15 protein-coding genes and 1 pseudogene are annotated in these 14,264 nt (G+C 74.3%); 10 read left to right on the top strand and 6 right to left on the bottom strand.

Annotated elements, in window-relative coordinates; genetic code table 11:
• The 4 genes from KIK08_RS32175 to KIK08_RS32160 all read left to right on the top strand — a co-directional run.
• The coding region (locus KIK08_RS32175; RefSeq protein WP_214407081.1) for a C40 family peptidase at positions 1–443 on the top strand (443 nt) is incomplete at its 5' end.
• An 82-nt stretch (positions 444–525) separates the two neighbouring features.
• Positions 526–1,224 carry an SDR family oxidoreductase gene (locus KIK08_RS32170; RefSeq protein ID WP_214407080.1) on the top strand — a complete coding sequence of 233 codons (699 nt, stop codon included), beginning with the start codon at positions 526–528 and terminating at the stop codon, positions 1,222–1,224.
• Between the two features lie 83 nt (positions 1,225–1,307).
• A complete protein-coding gene (locus KIK08_RS32165) occupies positions 1,308–1,721 on the top strand; it encodes a DUF1707 SHOCT-like domain-containing protein (RefSeq protein WP_214407079.1) in 414 nt (137 codons plus the stop codon).
• 76 nt (positions 1,722–1,797) lie between these two features.
• Entirely contained in the window at positions 1,798–2,814 is a 1,017-nt protein-coding gene (locus KIK08_RS32160; RefSeq protein WP_214407078.1) for a DNA topoisomerase IB, read from the top strand.
• 119 nt (positions 2,815–2,933) lie between these two features.
• Here the strand turns inward: KIK08_RS32160 and leuS are convergent, their stop codons facing one another.
• Positions 2,934–5,822: a leucine--tRNA ligase gene (gene leuS, locus KIK08_RS32155; RefSeq protein ID WP_214407077.1), complete on the bottom strand. Its 2,889-nt coding sequence runs from the start codon at positions 5,820–5,822 to the stop codon at positions 2,934–2,936.
• A gap of 215 nt (positions 5,823–6,037) precedes the next feature.
• Between leuS and KIK08_RS32150 the strand changes: the two genes are divergently transcribed.
• The gene (locus tag KIK08_RS32150) at positions 6,038–6,499 is read left to right on the top strand and encodes an SdpI family protein (RefSeq protein WP_214407076.1); all 462 of its coding nucleotides are present in this window, start codon (positions 6,038–6,040) and stop codon (positions 6,497–6,499) included.
• A gap of 14 nt (positions 6,500–6,513) precedes the next feature.
• Here KIK08_RS32150 and KIK08_RS32145 read toward each other — a convergent pair whose 3' ends face one another.
• The 3 genes from KIK08_RS32145 to KIK08_RS32135 are packed head-to-tail and all read right to left on the bottom strand — an operon-like array spanning position 6,514 to position 8,058.
• Positions 6,514–7,011: a DUF427 domain-containing protein gene (locus tag KIK08_RS32145; protein ID WP_214407075.1), complete on the bottom strand. Its 498-nt coding sequence runs from the start codon at positions 7,009–7,011 to the stop codon at positions 6,514–6,516.
• 46 nt (positions 7,012–7,057) lie between these two features.
• Positions 7,058–7,252: a DUF397 domain-containing protein gene (locus tag KIK08_RS32140; protein WP_214407074.1), complete on the bottom strand. Its 195-nt coding sequence runs from the start codon at positions 7,250–7,252 to the stop codon at positions 7,058–7,060.
• Positions 7,249–8,058, bottom strand: a complete 810-nt coding sequence (locus KIK08_RS32135; RefSeq protein ID WP_214407073.1) for a helix-turn-helix domain-containing protein — start codon at positions 8,056–8,058, stop codon at positions 7,249–7,251. Before KIK08_RS32135 ends, KIK08_RS32140 begins: the two co-directional genes overlap by 4 nt.
• Positions 8,059–8,155: 97 nt before the next feature.
• Here KIK08_RS32135 and KIK08_RS41240 point away from each other — a divergent pair, with 97 nt between their 5' ends.
• A complete protein-coding gene (locus tag KIK08_RS41240) occupies positions 8,156–8,287 on the top strand; it encodes a hypothetical protein (protein ID WP_256446560.1) in 132 nt (43 codons plus the stop codon).
• Positions 8,281–8,490 (top strand): hypothetical protein, encoded by a 210-nt coding sequence (locus KIK08_RS32130; protein ID WP_214407072.1) that lies wholly within the window; start codon positions 8,281–8,283, stop codon positions 8,488–8,490. The genes KIK08_RS41240 and KIK08_RS32130 overlap by 7 nt, the downstream gene beginning before the upstream one ends.
• Positions 8,491–8,660: 170 nt before the next feature.
• Here the strand turns inward: KIK08_RS32130 and KIK08_RS32125 are convergent, their stop codons facing one another.
• Positions 8,661–9,260 carry a YqgE/AlgH family protein gene (locus tag KIK08_RS32125; RefSeq protein WP_308258027.1) on the bottom strand — a complete coding sequence of 200 codons (600 nt, stop codon included), beginning with the start codon at positions 9,258–9,260 and terminating at the stop codon, positions 8,661–8,663.
• A gap of 41 nt (positions 9,261–9,301) precedes the next feature.
• Here KIK08_RS32125 and KIK08_RS32120 point away from each other — a divergent pair, with 41 nt between their 5' ends.
• Entirely contained in the window at positions 9,302–10,723 is a 1,422-nt protein-coding gene (locus tag KIK08_RS32120) for an MFS transporter (RefSeq protein WP_308258026.1), read from the top strand.
• 19 nt (positions 10,724–10,742) lie between these two features.
• On the opposite strand, the gene KIK08_RS32115 is transcribed toward KIK08_RS32120, so the two are convergent.
• Complete coding sequence (locus KIK08_RS32115) at positions 10,743–12,179, bottom strand: CCA tRNA nucleotidyltransferase (RefSeq protein ID WP_214407082.1); 1,437 nt, start codon at positions 12,177–12,179, stop codon at positions 10,743–10,745.
• Between the two features lie 120 nt (positions 12,180–12,299).
• Between KIK08_RS32115 and KIK08_RS32110 the strand changes: the two genes are divergently transcribed.
• Positions 12,300–12,794 (top strand): NUDIX domain-containing protein, encoded by a 495-nt coding sequence (locus tag KIK08_RS32110; protein ID WP_214407070.1) that lies wholly within the window; start codon positions 12,300–12,302, stop codon positions 12,792–12,794.
• Positions 12,791–14,264: pseudogene (locus KIK08_RS32105) on the top strand (hypothetical protein); the annotation flags it as partial. The gene KIK08_RS32110 and the pseudogene KIK08_RS32105, both read left to right, overlap by 4 nt.

The raw sequence follows: 14,264 nt of genomic DNA, 5'->3' as shown, positions 1-14,264 counted from the left end.
CGGTGGCCGCCCCCGCCGCCCCCGCGACCGTCCCCGCCCCGACGGTCAGCACCCCGGTCGTCCCGGCCGCCGCCGCCACGCCGCTCGCGCCGACGCGGGCCCCGTCCGCGGCCGCGATGGACCTCGCCCTCAGCAAGATCGGCTCCCCGTACCGCTACGGCGCCGCCGGTCCGAACGCCTTCGACTGCTCCGGCCTGGTCAGCTGGGCGTACAAGAACGTCGGCATCTCCCTGCCGCGCACCAGCCGGGCCATGTCCCAGGTCGGCACCCCGGTGTCCCGGGACAACCTGCGGCCCGGCGACCTGGTCTTCTTCTACCGCCCGGTCAGCCACGTCGCGATCTACATCGGCGACGGGAAGGTGGTGCACGCCAGCACCCGCAAGAGCCCGGTGAAGATCTCCGACCTGAACGACATGACGTTCAACTCGGCGCGCCGGGTCTGACCCCCGGCCCGCACGCGGAAGGCCCCGCCGGATCCTCCGGCGGGGCCCGGGCCGTGCGCGGGCGGCTGGCTAGGGTCGGTCCGTGACCGATGATCCCGACCGCCCGCTCGCCCTGATCACCGGAGCGTCCCGCGGCATCGGCGCCGCGGTTGCCCGCACCCTCGCCGACGATCACGATCTGCTGCTCGGCGGCCGCGACCCGCAGGCGCTCGTCGCGCTGGCCGGCGAGCTGCCGTCGGCGACGCCCTGGCCGGTCGACCTGACCGACGACGCCGCGGTCGCGCAGGCGGTGCGCGGCCTCGACCGGCTCGACGTGCTCGTCCACTGCGCGGGCGTCGGCCTGCTCGGCACCGTCGCCGAGACGCCCGCGGCGACCTGGCGCCACCAGTTCGAGGTGAACGTGGTCGCCGTCGCCGAGCTCACCCGCCTGCTGCTGCCCGCGCTGCGGGCCGCCCGCGGCCGGGTCGTCCTGCTCAACTCGGGCGCCGGGCACGCCGCGCGCGCCGGCTGGGCCTCCTACGCGGCCAGCAAGTTCGCGCTGCGCGCCTTCGCCGACGCGCTGCGCGCCGAGGAAGGGGGCAACGGGGTGCGCGTGACCTCGGTGCACCCCGGCCGCACCGACACCGACATGCAGCGCGAGGTCGTCCGGCAGGAGAGCGGCGAGTACCGCCCGGAGAGGTACCTGCGCGTCGAGTCGGTGGCCGCGGCCGTCGCGCTCGCCGTGCGCGCGTCCGCCGACGCCGAGGTCGTCGAGGTCGTCGTGCGTCCGGCGACGGCCTGACACCCGGCGTCAACCGATCGGTTGACCCGTGGTCGGTCGCGCAGGCGATGGGCCCGCCGCGCCGCGCGCCTACCGTCGGGGCCATGAGCAGCACACCCGATGCGATGCGCGTCTCCGACGACGACCGCGACCGGGTCGCGGCGACCCTGCGCGAGGCCGTCGGCCGCGGCCAGTTGAGCCTGACCGAGGTCGACGACCGGCTCCGCGCGGCCTACGCCGCCGTCACCCACGCCGACCTGGCCGCCCTCACCCGCGACATCCCGCAGCCCGTCACGGTGGCCCGCAGCGCGTCGCGCGCCCCGTCCCAGGGCAGCGCCGACTGGCGCAGCTGGCTGGGGTTCAGCCTGCTGCTGGTCGGGATCTGGGCCGCCACGTCGCTGGCCGCCGGGCACGCCCTGTTCTTCTGGCCGGCCTTCCCGGTGGTGATCTGGGGCCTCTCGCTCGCCTCCGGGCTCACGGGCCACGGCTGCCGCACCGTGGGCTCCCACCGGTCCTGACCGCCGGGTCCGGACCGTCCGGGGGGTCGGGCCGGCTACGGCGTTTGGTCGAGCCCGCATCGGGCAGTGACCGCTCATGCGATTGCGTCGCGCGGACACGTCCCGGCCGGGGTACTCCCGCCGCCGGCGCGGCAAGGCGTTCAGCTACCTCGACACCACCGGCGCACCGCTGACCGACCCGGCCGAGCTCGACCGCGTCAAGGCGCTGGTCATCCCGCCGGCGTGGAAGGACGTGTGGATCTGCGCCGACCCGCGCGGGCACATCCAGGCCATCGGGACCGACGCGGCGGGCCGGCGCCAGTACCGCTACCACGACCAGTGGCGGGTCAAGCGGGACGCCGCCAAGTTCGACCACGTCCTGGAGGTCGCCCGGCACCTGCCGCAGCTGCGCGAGCAGGTCGCGGTCGACCTGTCCCGGCGCGGCTACGGCCGGGAACGGGTGCTCGCCGCGGCGGCCCGGCTGCTCGACGTCGGGGTGTTCCGGATCGGCGGCGAGGCCTACGCCACCGACGACGACCCGTCCGGCGAGGCGACCTACGGGCTGGCGACGCTGCTCCGCGAGCACGTGCGGGTACGCGGGGCGACGATGGACTTCCACTACCCGGCCAAGGGCGGCGTCGAGCGCAACCAGCGGATCGTCGACGCCGACACGGCCAAGCTGCTCAAGGCCCTGCTCAAGCAGGACGCCGGCACCCCCGAACTGCTCGTCTACCGCACCGGCCGGCAGTGGCACGACGTGCGCAGCGACGACATCAACGCCTACCTCAAGGAGCACAGCGGCGGCTGCGAGATCAGCGCAAAGGACTTCCGCACCTGGCACGCCACCGTCCTGGCCGCCGTCGTGCTGGCCGGCGCGCCCGCCCCGTCGAGGACCGGGCGGCGCAAGGCCGTCGTCGCCGCGATGAAGCAGGTCGCCGGCTACCTGGGCAACACGCCCACGGTGGCGAAGGCGTCCTACGTCGACCCGCGGGTGGTCGACCTGTACCACAACGGCACGGTGCTGGAGCTGCCGCCGGGAGACGGCGACCCGCTGACCGCCCACGGCGCCCGCTCCCAGGCCGAGAAGGCCCTGCTGGAACTGCTCGCCGACTGACCCGGCCGCCGTCCGCTACAGCGCGCCCGGTCCGTCGAGAACGAAGTTGTCGTGATTATGGACCGGTCCAACGCGCAGCAACTTCGTTCTCGACGGGTGCCGGGGCCATCGCGACCCGCTCAGCCGACGACGTTGACCAGCCGTCCCGGCACCACGATCACCTTGCGCGGCTCGCGGCCGGCCAGGGCCGCGACCACCTTGTCGTCGGCCAGGGCGGCGGCCTGCAGCTGATCCTGGTCGGCGTCGGCCGGGACGGTGATGCGGGAGCGGACCTTGCCGTTGACCTGGATCGGGTACTCGACCGTCTCGGCGACCAGGTACCGCTCGTCGGCGGCGGGGAACGGGCCGTGGGCCAGGGTGCCGGAGTGGCCCAGCAGCGACCACAGCTCCTCGGCGATGTGCGGGGTCAGCGGGGCCATCATCAGGACCAGCGGCTCGGCGACCGCGCGCGGCACCCCCGTACCGGCGTAGGTCTTGGTCAGGTGGTTGTTCAGCTCGATCAGCTTGGCCGCGGCGGTGTTGTGGTGCAGGGCGGCGTAGTCGGCGTGGACGCCGGCGATCGCCTTGTGCAGGACGCGCAGGGTCTCGACGTCGGGCTCGGCCTCGGTGACGCGGCACGCGCCGGTGGTCTCGTCGACCAGGTTGCGCCAGACGCGCTGCAGGAACCGCTGCGCGCCGATGACGTCACGGGTCGACCAGGGCCGGGAGACGTCCATCGGGCCGGTGGACATCTCGTACAGCCGGAACGTGTCGGCGCCGTAGCGCTCGCACATCTCGTCGGGCGTCACCACGTTGCGCAGCGACTTGCCCATCTTCCCGTACTGGCGCCGGACGGGCTGGCCGTTCCACGTGAAACCGCCGTCCTCGTCCTCCACGACCTCCTCTGCGGTCACGTAGGCGCCGCGGGCGTCGGTGTAGGCGAAGGCCTGGATGTAGCCCTGGTTGAACAGCCGCCGGAACGGCTCCTCGGAGCTGACGTGGCCCAGGTCGTACAGGACCTTGTGCCAGAACCGGGCGTACAGCAGGTGCAGCACCGCGTGCTCGACGCCGCCGACGTACAGGTCGACACCGCCCGGGTCGTCCGACCGGGCCGGGTCGGGGCCCATCCAGTAGCGCTCGATCTCGGGATCGACGAACCGGTCGTGGTTGTCCGGGTCCAGGTAGCGCAGGTAGTACCAGCAGGAGCCGGCCCACTGCGGCATGGTGTTGGTCTCGCGCCGGTAGTGCCGCGGGCCGGTGCCCAGGTCCAGGTCGACCGCCACCCACTCCTCGGCGCGCGACAGCGGCGGCTCCGGCTCGGAGTCGGCGTCGTCGGGGGCGAAGGTCTTGGGCGAGTAGTCGGCGATCTCGGGCAGCTCGACGGGCAGTTGGTCGTCGGGCAGGCCGACGGGCAGCCCGTCGGCGTCCCAGACGACCGGGAACGGCTCGCCCCAGTAGCGCTGCCGGGAGAACAGCCAGTCGCGCAGCTTGTACTGGACGACGGCGTCGCCGGCACCGCGCGCGGACAGCCACTCGGTGATCGCGGCCTTGGCCTCGGCGACGCCCAGCCCGTCCAGGCTGATCTCGTCGTTCGCGGAGTTGATCGCCGGGCCGTCGCCGGTGAACGCCTCGCCGTCGAAGCCCTCGAACGGCTGCACGGTGCGGATGATGGGCAGCCCGAAGTTGGCGGCGAAGTCCCAGTCGCGCTGGTCCTGGCCGGGCACGGCCATGATCGCGCCGGTGCCGTAGCCCATCAGCACGTAGTCGGCGACGAACACCGGGATCAGCGCGCCGTTGACCGGATTGGTGGCGAAGGCGCCGGTGAAGACGCCGGTCTTGTCCTTGTACTCCTGGCGGTCCAGGTCGGACTTGCGGGCGGCGGCGGCCCGGTACTCCGCGACGGCGGCGCGCGGGTCGGTGGCGCCCGCGGACCAGCGCTCGCCGGTGCCGTCGGGCCACTCGGCGGGGGTGATCGCGTCGACCAGCGGGTGCTCGGGCGCCAGCACCATGTAGGTGGCCCCGAACAGGGTGTCGGGGCGGGTGGTGAAGACCTCGATGTCGACGTCGTCGAAGCCCTCGACGGGGAACCGGACCCGGGCGCCCTGCGAGCGCCCGATCCAGTTGCGCTGCATCGTCTTGACCGAATCCGGCCAGTCCAGCCGGTCCAGGTCGGCGACCAGGCGGTCGGCGTAGGCGGTGATCCGCATCATCCACTGCTTCAGGCTGCGGCGGAACACCGGGAAGTTGCCGCGCTCGCTGCGCCCGTCGGCGGTGACCTCCTCGTTGGCCAGCACCGTGCCCAGGCCGGGGCACCAGTTGACCGGCGCCTCGGAGATGTAGGCCAGCCGGAACGAGTCGACGATCCGGCGGCGCTGGACGTCGTCCAGCTCGGCCCACGACTGCCCGCCGGCGGGGACCCGGGTGCCGGCGGCGAACTCGGCCTCCAGCTCGGCGATCGGGCGGGCCTTCGCGGCGGCCTCGTCGTACCAGGAGTTGTAGATCTGCAGGAAGATCCACTGGGTCCAGCGGTAGAACTCGATGTCGGTGGTCGCCACCGAGCGCCGGTCGTCGTGGCCCAGGCCCAGCTGGCGCAGCTGGGCGCGGTAGCGCTCGATGTTGTCCTCGGTGGTCTTGCGCGGGTGCGTGCCGGTCTGCACGGCGTACTGCTCGGCCGGCAGCCCGAACGCGTCGAAGCCCATGGTGTGCAGCACGTTGCGGCCGGTCATCCGCAGGTAGCGGCCCAGCACGTCGGTGCCGATGAAGCCCAGCGGGTGGCCCACGTGCAGCCCCGACCCGGACGGGTAGGGGAACATGTCCATCAGGTAGACCTTGTCGCCGTCCGCGTTCGGGTGGGCCGGGTCGGCCCAGGCGCCGGTCGGGTTCGGGACGTGGAAGGTGCCCTCGGCCTCCCACCGGTCCTGCCAGGCCCGCTCGATGCGCGCGGCCAGTGCGGCGCCGTAGCGGAACGGCGGAGCGTCGGCGGGACGCGCGGTGGCGGCGTCGGCCGGGGTGGTCGTGTCCGTGCTCATGGTTCCCACTCCAGGGATTTCGTTGTCGACCCGAGAAACCAGAAGACCCCTCCGCCGATGGGCGTGAGGGGTCGGCCGCGCCGGGACTCTCAGTGCGGCGCGGCCTCGGTAAGGAGTCGACGGGCCACGTTCCCAGGGTAACGCCGCTCCCGACCGGGCGACGACGGGGTTCTCCCCGGCCCCGGCCCCGCCCCGGCTCGGCTTACCCTGTCGGGGTGCCGTGGTCTCTGGTTCTGGTGTTCGGGCTGGTCGAGCTGATGGTCGGCGGCGCCGCCCTGACCGTCGCCGTGCTGGGGGCGCGCTCGCGGCTGCGCCGCAACCGGGTCGTCGGTGTGCGCACGGCCACCACCCTGCGCACCGAGGAGGCGTTCGCGGTGGCCAACCGCGCCGCGTCGGTGCCGTTCGCGGCCGCCGCGGCCGCCGCGCTGCTCGGCGGCGGCGCCCTGGTCGCCGGCGCCGACGGCGTCGTCGCCTGGGTCGTGCTGGTCATCTCGGTGATCGGCTTCGTCGCCCTGCTGGGCGCCGGGGGCCTGGTGGGGGAGCGGGCCGCCGCGGCCGTGCCGGACGCGGTCGAGCCGGTCGGGTGCGCCGGGGAGTGCGCAGGCTGCTCGCTGATCGAGGGCTGCCGGCCGACCGGGACGAGCTCCTCCGCCGAGGACGCCGCCGCCCGCGGCTGAGTCGCTCAGCCGCCTCACCAGCCCCAGGAGCCGGGCCCACCCTTGAACGGGCCCACCACGTCGTCGGTGACCCAGCCGCCGTAGAAGCCGCCGGGCTGCGGGCGCACCCGCTCGCCGTCGAGGGTGATCTCGTCGAGCAGCCCCGGGTACACGGCGACCCGGTCGCGCAGACCCGGGTAGCGCCGGTCGGGCTCCGGGTACCACCAGCCCACCGCGACCACCGGCTCGGCGCCGTCGACCAGGACGTCGACGTAGCGGGCGACGCCCTTCCACTCGCAGACCGTGGTCCGGGCGCTCGGCCGGACGTGCTCGCCGAACGCCTCCCTCGGCAGGTAGAACGTCGGCGGGTGGCTGGTCTCCAGCACGCGCACGAGGTCGTCGGTGTCGGCCAGCAGCACGCCGGCGTGGCGTATCCGGGCGCGGCGGTGGTCGGGCTCGGCGCGCGGTGGGCGCGGGTAGTCCCAGACGGACTCCTGGCCGGGGCCGGGACGGTCGGGACGGGGTCGGCGCATCGACCCATCGTCACCCCGGTCGGCCGGGACGGCGCGGCGACCGGGCTCAGTCGAACTCGCCGGCGCGGACGCCCGCGACGAACGCCCGCCACTCGGCAGCGGTGTAGCGCAGGACGGGACTGTCCTCGCCGAGCTTGGTGTCGCGCACGAGACGGCCTCCGTCGGGCAGGTCGGCCACCTCGACGCACGTGCCGTCGTTGCTGAAGCTGGACTTCCGCCACTGGACTGCGGGCTCGGTCATCGCCTCGACTCCCACTCGTCGGCCAGGTCGCCGATGAAGGCCACCGACTCCGCCGGGGACAGCGCCAGGTCCGCGGCCTGCGCGAACGTCGTGACGAAGTAGTGCACCTCGTCGGCGTCGGTGATGAACTGCCCGCCAGCGTAACTCTCGATCCAGACGCGCGGATCGCCCCACGGATGGGTCATGATCACGAAGGTGTCGATCCGCCGGGCCTCGTGCTGGCCGGCGTCGAAGGTGGTCACCCGCACCGTGACATTGCGCAGCCGCGAGAGTTCGACGACTTCCCTGAGCTGCTCGGCCATCACGTCGGCATTCCCGACCCGTACGCGCAGCGCCTGCTCGGACTGGATGACATCAAGGCCGAGGCTGCCGTCGCGCACCCGCCGCTGCCGCAGTCGGCGCTGGTGGACCCGCTTGTCGACGTAGGCTTCTGACACGTCGGACAGACCTGACGCGCGGACGACCGCTTCGGTGTAGCGCGGGGTCTGCAGCAATCCGTAGACCACTTCGGGCTCGTGGGCGCGGAGGTCGGTCGCGGACTGCTCCATCCCGAGGTAGCTGCTCAGCCACTCCGGAACGTTGCTGCCATCGGGCACCGGCAGGCTGGAGAGCATCGCCGCCAGTTCGTCCAGGGATATGCCCAGCGCCTCGGCGTAGGCGGGCCGCTGGTTCGGGTGCGGCGTGCTCTCGTCGCGCTCCCACTTGCCGATCGTCGTGCGATCCACGCCGACGACCGCGGCCACGTCCTCCTGGTTCTTCCCCGCGCGCTTGCGCGCTTCGATCAGCCGTCGTCGTCGCACAAACACCCCTCCAAAGCCCACAAGTGCCGTGGAAGCATATCTCAGGTCGTGACAGGGTGTAGTCATCCAACCACAAGAGTTATCGGGCCGGAGGGGGAACCGGATGACCACCGTCGCCGTCCTGGTACTCGTGACCGCAGTGATCATCGGCATCGCCGTGGCGACCCTCGTCGCCATCCGCGCCGCGGACCGCCGGTGGGCGCGGCGCGTGCGCGAGGAGCAGCGGCCGTGGTGAGGCAGCGGGAGTGGGACACCTGCGTGCAGTTCATCGAACGCCGGCAGTGCTGGTGGTGGAACGCCTACCGGCGCTCCACCGGCACCGAGCTGTACGGCTTCACCGACTCGCGCGAGCAGGCCCAGCAGGCGATGTACCGGGCGATCGAACAGGCGGAGCAGCCCCCGCCGCCGCCGCTCCCCTTCGACCCCCGCCACCGCTGACGTGCCTTCCCCGACCGTCGGCGGTGGCGGACCCACCCCGTCCTCGCAGAGGCCGCGCGTGCTCGCAGCTCTGGGATCGGGGTCGCAGCCCGCCGACGGGCTGCGAGGACTCCCCTGGTGCTGCGGGGGACGGGTTGGGTGGCAGCTGCCACCCAACCCGCCGCCCGGGCTCAGTTGTGCCGGACGTCGGCCGGGTAGGTGGCCAGCAACGCCAGCGGGAGGCCCTGCCGGCGCAGCACGTGCCCCCACAGCCCCGCCTCGCGGCGGGTGAAGACGTCGTCGGGCAGCGCCGGGACCACGTACCAGTCGCCGCGGCGGATCTCGCCGTCCAGCTGGCCGGCGTCCCAGCCCGCGTAGCCGGCGAACACCCGCAGCCCCCGCAGCACCGGCGCCAGGCCGCCCGGGTCGCGGTCGAGGTCGACCTGGGCGACCGGGCCGCGCACGGCGATCAGGCCGTCCAACCTGGTCGGGTCCTGCCCGGTGCGCACCGCGGCCAGGCAGATCGCCGACTCGCTCTCCACCGGCCCGCCGACGAACACCGACGGCGGCGCCGACGACAGCGGCGCCCAGGCCGGCAGGACGTCGCGGACGGTGATCTCGCTCGGCCGGTTCAGCACGACGCCGAGGCTGCCCTGGGCGCGGTGCTCGATCAGGTAGACGACGGTGCGCCGGAAGTTGGGGTCGAGCAGGCTGGGGGAGGCCACGAGCAGGGTTCCCGGGGCCGCCTCGGCTCCGGGGCGGGAAGCAGTACCGAAGCGGTCGTCCACCACGGGGACATCATTGCAACCGGGGCGGCGCGTAGCCTTCGGCCGTGCCGACTTCGGGATCATCGCGTCCCCGGTCGACCGTCGACCCGGCGGACGGTCCCGGCCGGGCGTCCACCGCGACGTCCACCGCGGCCACCGACGAACGCGCCGGACGTCCCCTCGCGGCCACCGACGGTGACCACCCGCCGGACGCCGAGCGGATCGGGATCACCCGCCTGCTTCGCCTGCCCGGCTACCGCAGGCTGCTGGGGGTGCGCTTCCCCGCGCAGCTGTCCGACGGCATGTTCCAGACGGCGCTGGGCGGCGCGGTGCTGTTCAACCCCGAGCGCCAGGCCGACCCGATCGCCGTGGCGGCCGGGCTGGCGGTGCTCCTGCTGCCGTACTCGGTGATCGGCCCGTTCGCCGGGGCGCTGCTGGACCGCTGGGACCGCAAGCGCGTGCTGGTGGTGGCCAGCCTCGTGCGGGCCGCATTGATCATCGGCGTGGCGGCGACCGTGTACGTGGGTGCCGACGGGGCACCGCTGTACCTGGGCGCGCTGCTGGTGGCCGGGCTCAGCCGGTTCGTCGGGGCCGGGCTGTCGGTCGGGCTGCCGCACCTGGTGCCGCGGGCCAACCTGGTGGAGGCCAACGCGTTCGCCGTCACGGTGGGTGCCGGGATGACCGCCACCGGGGCCGCCGTCGCGATCGGCGTACGCGCGCTCGTCGGCGCGGACGACGCCGGATCGGCAGTGACCACTCTCACCTCACTCTTGGGCGGGCTCCTCGCGGCGGGGGTCGCGGTCGGCTTCCGGCGCGGCGTGCTGGGACCCGACCGGGCCGTCGCCCAGGACCACGGGGCCGTGGGCACCGCGCTGCGCGGCCTCGTCGACGGGGCGCGGGCCACCACCGCGACGCCGTCGGTGACGGCCTCGTTCGTGGCGCTGGCCGCGCACCGCGTCGCGTTCGGGATCAGCACGCTGCTGATGCTGCTGCTGTTCCGCTACGCGTTCACCGCGATCGGCCCGCTGCGCGTCGGGCTGGCCGGCATCGGCCAGACGGTGGGCGTCGCGGCCGCCGGGCTGGGCACCGCGGCGCTGGTGACGCCGTGGGCGGTGCGGCGCTGGGGGCGGGCGCGCCTGGTCCGGGTGGCGCTCGTCGCCGCGGCCGTCGCGCAGCTGGCGCTGGTCGGGCTGCTCACCCTGCCCACGGTGTTCGCCGTGGCCTACGTCCTGGGCATGGTGGGGCAGGTGCTCAAGCTGTGCACCGACGCCGCGGTGCAGGGCGAGGCGCGCGACGGCGTGCTGGGCCGGGTGTTCGCGATCTACGACATCGTCTTCAACGTCGGCTTCGTCGCCGCCGTGACGGCGGCCGCGTTCCTCAGCCCGCCGGACGGTCGGGCGCCCGCGCTGTTCGCCGCGAGCGCGGGGCTCTACCTCGTCGGCCTGCTCGGTCACGACCTCGCGCTGCGCCGCCGCGCGAGGTCGTGACCGAGCCGGACTCCCACGGTCAGGCCAGGTTCTCCGCCGCCCAGGCGCGCAGCTCGGCCTCGGCCTGCTCGCGGGTCAGCGGGCCGCGCTCCATCCGCACCGCCAGCAGGTGCTTGTACGCCTTGCCGACCTGCGGGCCCGGCCGCAGCCCGAGCAGTTCCATGATCTCGTTGCCGTCCAGGTCGGGCCGGATGGCGTCGAGCTCCTCGCGCTCGCGCAGCTCGACGATGCGCTGCTCGAGCGAGTCGTAGGAGCGCTGCAGCGCGGCCGCGCGGCGGCGGTTGCGGGTGGTGCAGTCGGAGCGGACGAGCTTGTGCAGCCGCTCCAGCAGGGGGCCGGCGTCGGTGACGTAGCGGCGCACCGCCGAGTCGGTCCACTCGCCGCTGGAGTAGCCGTGGAAGCGCAGGTGCAGGAACACCAGCTGGGCGACCTCGTCGACCACCACCTTCGGGTAGCGCAGCTCGCGCAGCCGCTTGCGGACCAGCTTCGCCCCGACGACCTCGTGGTGGTGGAAGCTGACCCGCCCGTCGGCCTCCTTGCGGCGGGTGTCGGGCTTGCCCACGTCGTGCAGCAGGGCGGCGAGGCGCAGCACCAGGTCGGGGCCGTCGGTCTCGCGCTCGATCGCCTGCTCCATCACGACCAGCGAGTGCGTGTAGACGTCCTTGTGCTGCATGTGCTCGTCGATGGCCAGCCGCATGGCCGGCACCTCGGGCAGGACGCGGTCGGCCATGCCGGTGTCGACCATCAGCTCGACGCCGCGCCGCGGGTGCGCCCCCATGATCATCTTGGTCAGCTCGACCTGCACCCGCTCGCGGGTGATCCGGTCGAGCTGGTCGGCCATGGCGGTGATGGCCCCGACGACCCGGGGCGCGGGCTCGAAGCCCAACTGGGAGACGAACCGGGCGGCGCGCAGCATGCGCAGCGGGTCGTCGGAGAACGACTGCTGCGGGGTCGCCGGCGTGTCGAGCGTGCCGGTGGCCAGCGCGGCCAGGCCGCCGTGCGGGTCGACGAAGCGGTGCGGGGTCGAGGTCAGCTCGACGGCCATCGCGTTCACCGTGAAGTCGCGCCGGACCAGGTCCTCGGTGATCGAGTCGCCGAACGCCACGACCGGGTTGCGGCTGACGCCGTCGTAGGCGTCGGCGCGGAACGTCGTGATCTCCACGGTGCTGCCCCGGCGGACGGCACCGACCGTGCCGAACGCGATGCCGGTGTCCCAGATCGCCTCCGCCCAGCCGTTCAGGACCGCCTGGATCGCCTCCGGGCGGGCGTCGGTGGTGAAGTCGAGGTCGTGGGACGGGCGGCCGAGCAGGGCGTCGCGGACACTGCCGCCGACGAGGTACAACCGGTACCCGGCGGCGGCGAACCGGTCCGCCAGCTCCTGGGCAACCGGGCCGACCTGGACCATCTCCACGACCGCATTCTCCTGGGCCCGGACGAGGTCATCGGGGACGGGCATCGCAACTGCGGACACGGCGATCCAGTCTACGGACGCGACCGCGGCCGCTCACCGGCATATGCACCGCGCCCGACCGCGTGGAACCGGCGGGTTGCCGATCGACGTCGTTACCATCCCCACATGTCCACATCCCGCGGTCGCGCCGGAGGGCGCCGCGGGAAGCGACCCGCGGAGCGCAGGCGGCGCCTGCGCACGGTCGACGAGACGTCGGCCGGCGGGCTCGTCGTCGACCACGCCTCGGGCACCGCCGCGGTCATCGGCCGCCTCGACCGCAGGGGCAGGCTGCTGTGGTCGCTGCCCAAGGGCCACATCGAGGCCGGTGAGACCGCCGAGGAGGCGGCGGTGCGCGAGGTCGAGGAGGAGACCGGCATCATCGGTCGGGTGGTCGCACCACTGGGCACCATCGACTTCTGGTTCGTCGCCGAGGACCGCCGCGTGCACAAGACCGTGCACCACTTCCTGCTGCGCGCGCTGGGCGGCGAGCTGTCCGACTCCGACATCGAGGTGTCCGAGGTGGCCTGGGTCCCGCTCGTCGAGCTGGAGTCCCGGCTGGCCTACGCCGACGAGCGGCGGTTGATCCGGCGGGCCACCGAGTTGCTGGAGGAGACGGCGTGAAGCCGGTCGCGGCCCTGGTCGCGATCACCCTGCTGCTGCTCGTCGGGCCGCTGGCCGGGGCGGCGGGGGCCGACCAGCCGGCCGGCGCGCCCGACCCGGGGTCCGGGCGCGTCGAGCAGCGCGACGGGGTGGCGGGTCCGCTGCGGCTCGACATCAGCCAGCTGGCTCCCCGGGTGGTCACCGCGAACGGCCCGGGCGCGCTGAGCGTCGTCGGCACGCTCACCAACACCGGCGACCGCCCGGTCGACGACCTGGTCGTGCGGGTGCAGCGCAGCGAGGCGCTGCGCACCGAGGGCCAGCTCCGCGACGCGCTGGACGGCTCGGCCGCCACCGACGCCGTCACCCCGCAGTTCACCGAGCTGCCCGGCGAGCTGGCCCCGGGCGCGCAGGTGCCGGTGCGGCTGTCGGTGCCGCTGCGCGGCGCCCCGCAGGAGGGTCTCGCGCTCAGCACGGCGGGCGTCTACGAACTGCTGGTCAACGTGAACGGGGTCCCGGAGGGGGGATCGCGGGCCCGGCTCGCCGGCACCCGGCTGCTGCTGCCGGTGCTGTCGCTGCCGGCCGGCCCGGACGGCGAGGACGCGGTCCCGCCCCGGCCGGCGGAGCCCACGCCGTTCGCGATGCTCTACCCGATCACCGACGCGCCGCACCGGCTGTCCACGGTGCCCGGCCAGGCCCCGCTGCTCACCGACGACACGCTGGCCACCTCCTTGGCCCCGGACGGCCGGCTGGGCGGGCTGCTGTCGGCGCTGACCGAGTCGGCCCCGGTGGGCTCGGCGCTCCGCCAGGCGATCTGCCTGGCCGTCGACCCCGACCTGGTCGACACCGTGGGGGCCATGCGCGGCGGCTACAACGTCCTGGGGGCCGACGGCGCGCTCGTACCGGGCACCGGCGCGCAGGCCGCCGCGGCCTGGCTCGACCAGCTCACCGCGGTCGCCGCCGACACCTGCGTCCTCGCGCTGCCCTACGCCGACGCCGACCTGGCCGCGCTCACCAGGGGTGGGCAGGGCGCGCTGGCCACCGGGTCGATCGGGCAGGGCCGGGAGGTGCTGACCGCGGTGCTGGGCGGGGCGGCCGTGGTGAGCGACGTGACCTGGCCGGCGGCCGGGCTGCTCGACGGCCCGACCATGGACGCGGTGGCCGCGGCGGGCAACCGCACGGTGCTGCTGTCCGCGGACGGCGTCGAGCAGCGCCGCACGACGCGCGTCACCGGCGTCGTCCCGGTCGAGACCGCGCAGCCCAGCGCCGACGCCGTGCAGACGGCCGTGCTGACCGACCCGCTGCTCACCTCGGCGCTCACCGGCCCGGTCGCCGCGGACGAGCCCCGCCGCGGGGTCGCCGCGACGGTCAGCAGCCCGGCGGGCGGCGGGGGCGCGCTCGCCACCCAGGACGGGCTCGGCGCGCTGGCCTTCCGCGTCCAGGGCGGCGACGCCACCGACGACGGCCCGCTCGTGCTGGCCCCGCCGCACGCCT

The sequence above is a fragment of the Pseudonocardia lacus genome (assembly GCF_018531445.1).
Classification (GTDB): domain Bacteria; phylum Actinomycetota; class Actinomycetes; order Mycobacteriales; family Pseudonocardiaceae; genus Pseudonocardia; species Pseudonocardia lacus.
This window is presented reverse-complemented; position numbering and strand designations above follow the sequence as displayed.

What these genes read in the sequence shown, in the direction of transcription:
- KIK08_RS32165 (WP_214407079.1), top strand. Translation starts at nt 1,308, where the DNA reads ATGAGCAGCACACCCGATGCGATGCGCGTCTCCGACGACGACCGCGAC.
- KIK08_RS32160 (WP_214407078.1), top strand. Translation starts at nt 1,798, where the DNA reads ATGCGATTGCGTCGCGCGGACACGTCCCGGCCGGGGTACTCCCGCCGC.
- leuS (WP_214407077.1), bottom strand. Translation starts at nt 5,822, where the DNA reads ATGAGCACGGACACGACCACCCCGGCCGACGCCGCCACCGCGCGTCCC.
- KIK08_RS32145 (WP_214407075.1), bottom strand. Translation starts at nt 7,011, where the DNA reads ATGCGCCGACCCCGTCCCGACCGTCCCGGCCCCGGCCAGGAGTCCGTC.
- KIK08_RS32140 (WP_214407074.1), bottom strand. Translation starts at nt 7,252, where the DNA reads ATGACCGAGCCCGCAGTCCAGTGGCGGAAGTCCAGCTTCAGCAACGAC.
- KIK08_RS41240 (WP_256446560.1), top strand. Translation starts at nt 8,156, where the DNA reads ATGACCACCGTCGCCGTCCTGGTACTCGTGACCGCAGTGATCATCGGC.
- KIK08_RS32115 (WP_214407082.1), bottom strand. Translation starts at nt 12,179, where the DNA reads ATGCCCGTCCCCGATGACCTCGTCCGGGCCCAGGAGAATGCGGTCGTG.
- KIK08_RS32110 (WP_214407070.1), top strand. Translation starts at nt 12,300, where the DNA reads ATGTCCACATCCCGCGGTCGCGCCGGAGGGCGCCGCGGGAAGCGACCC.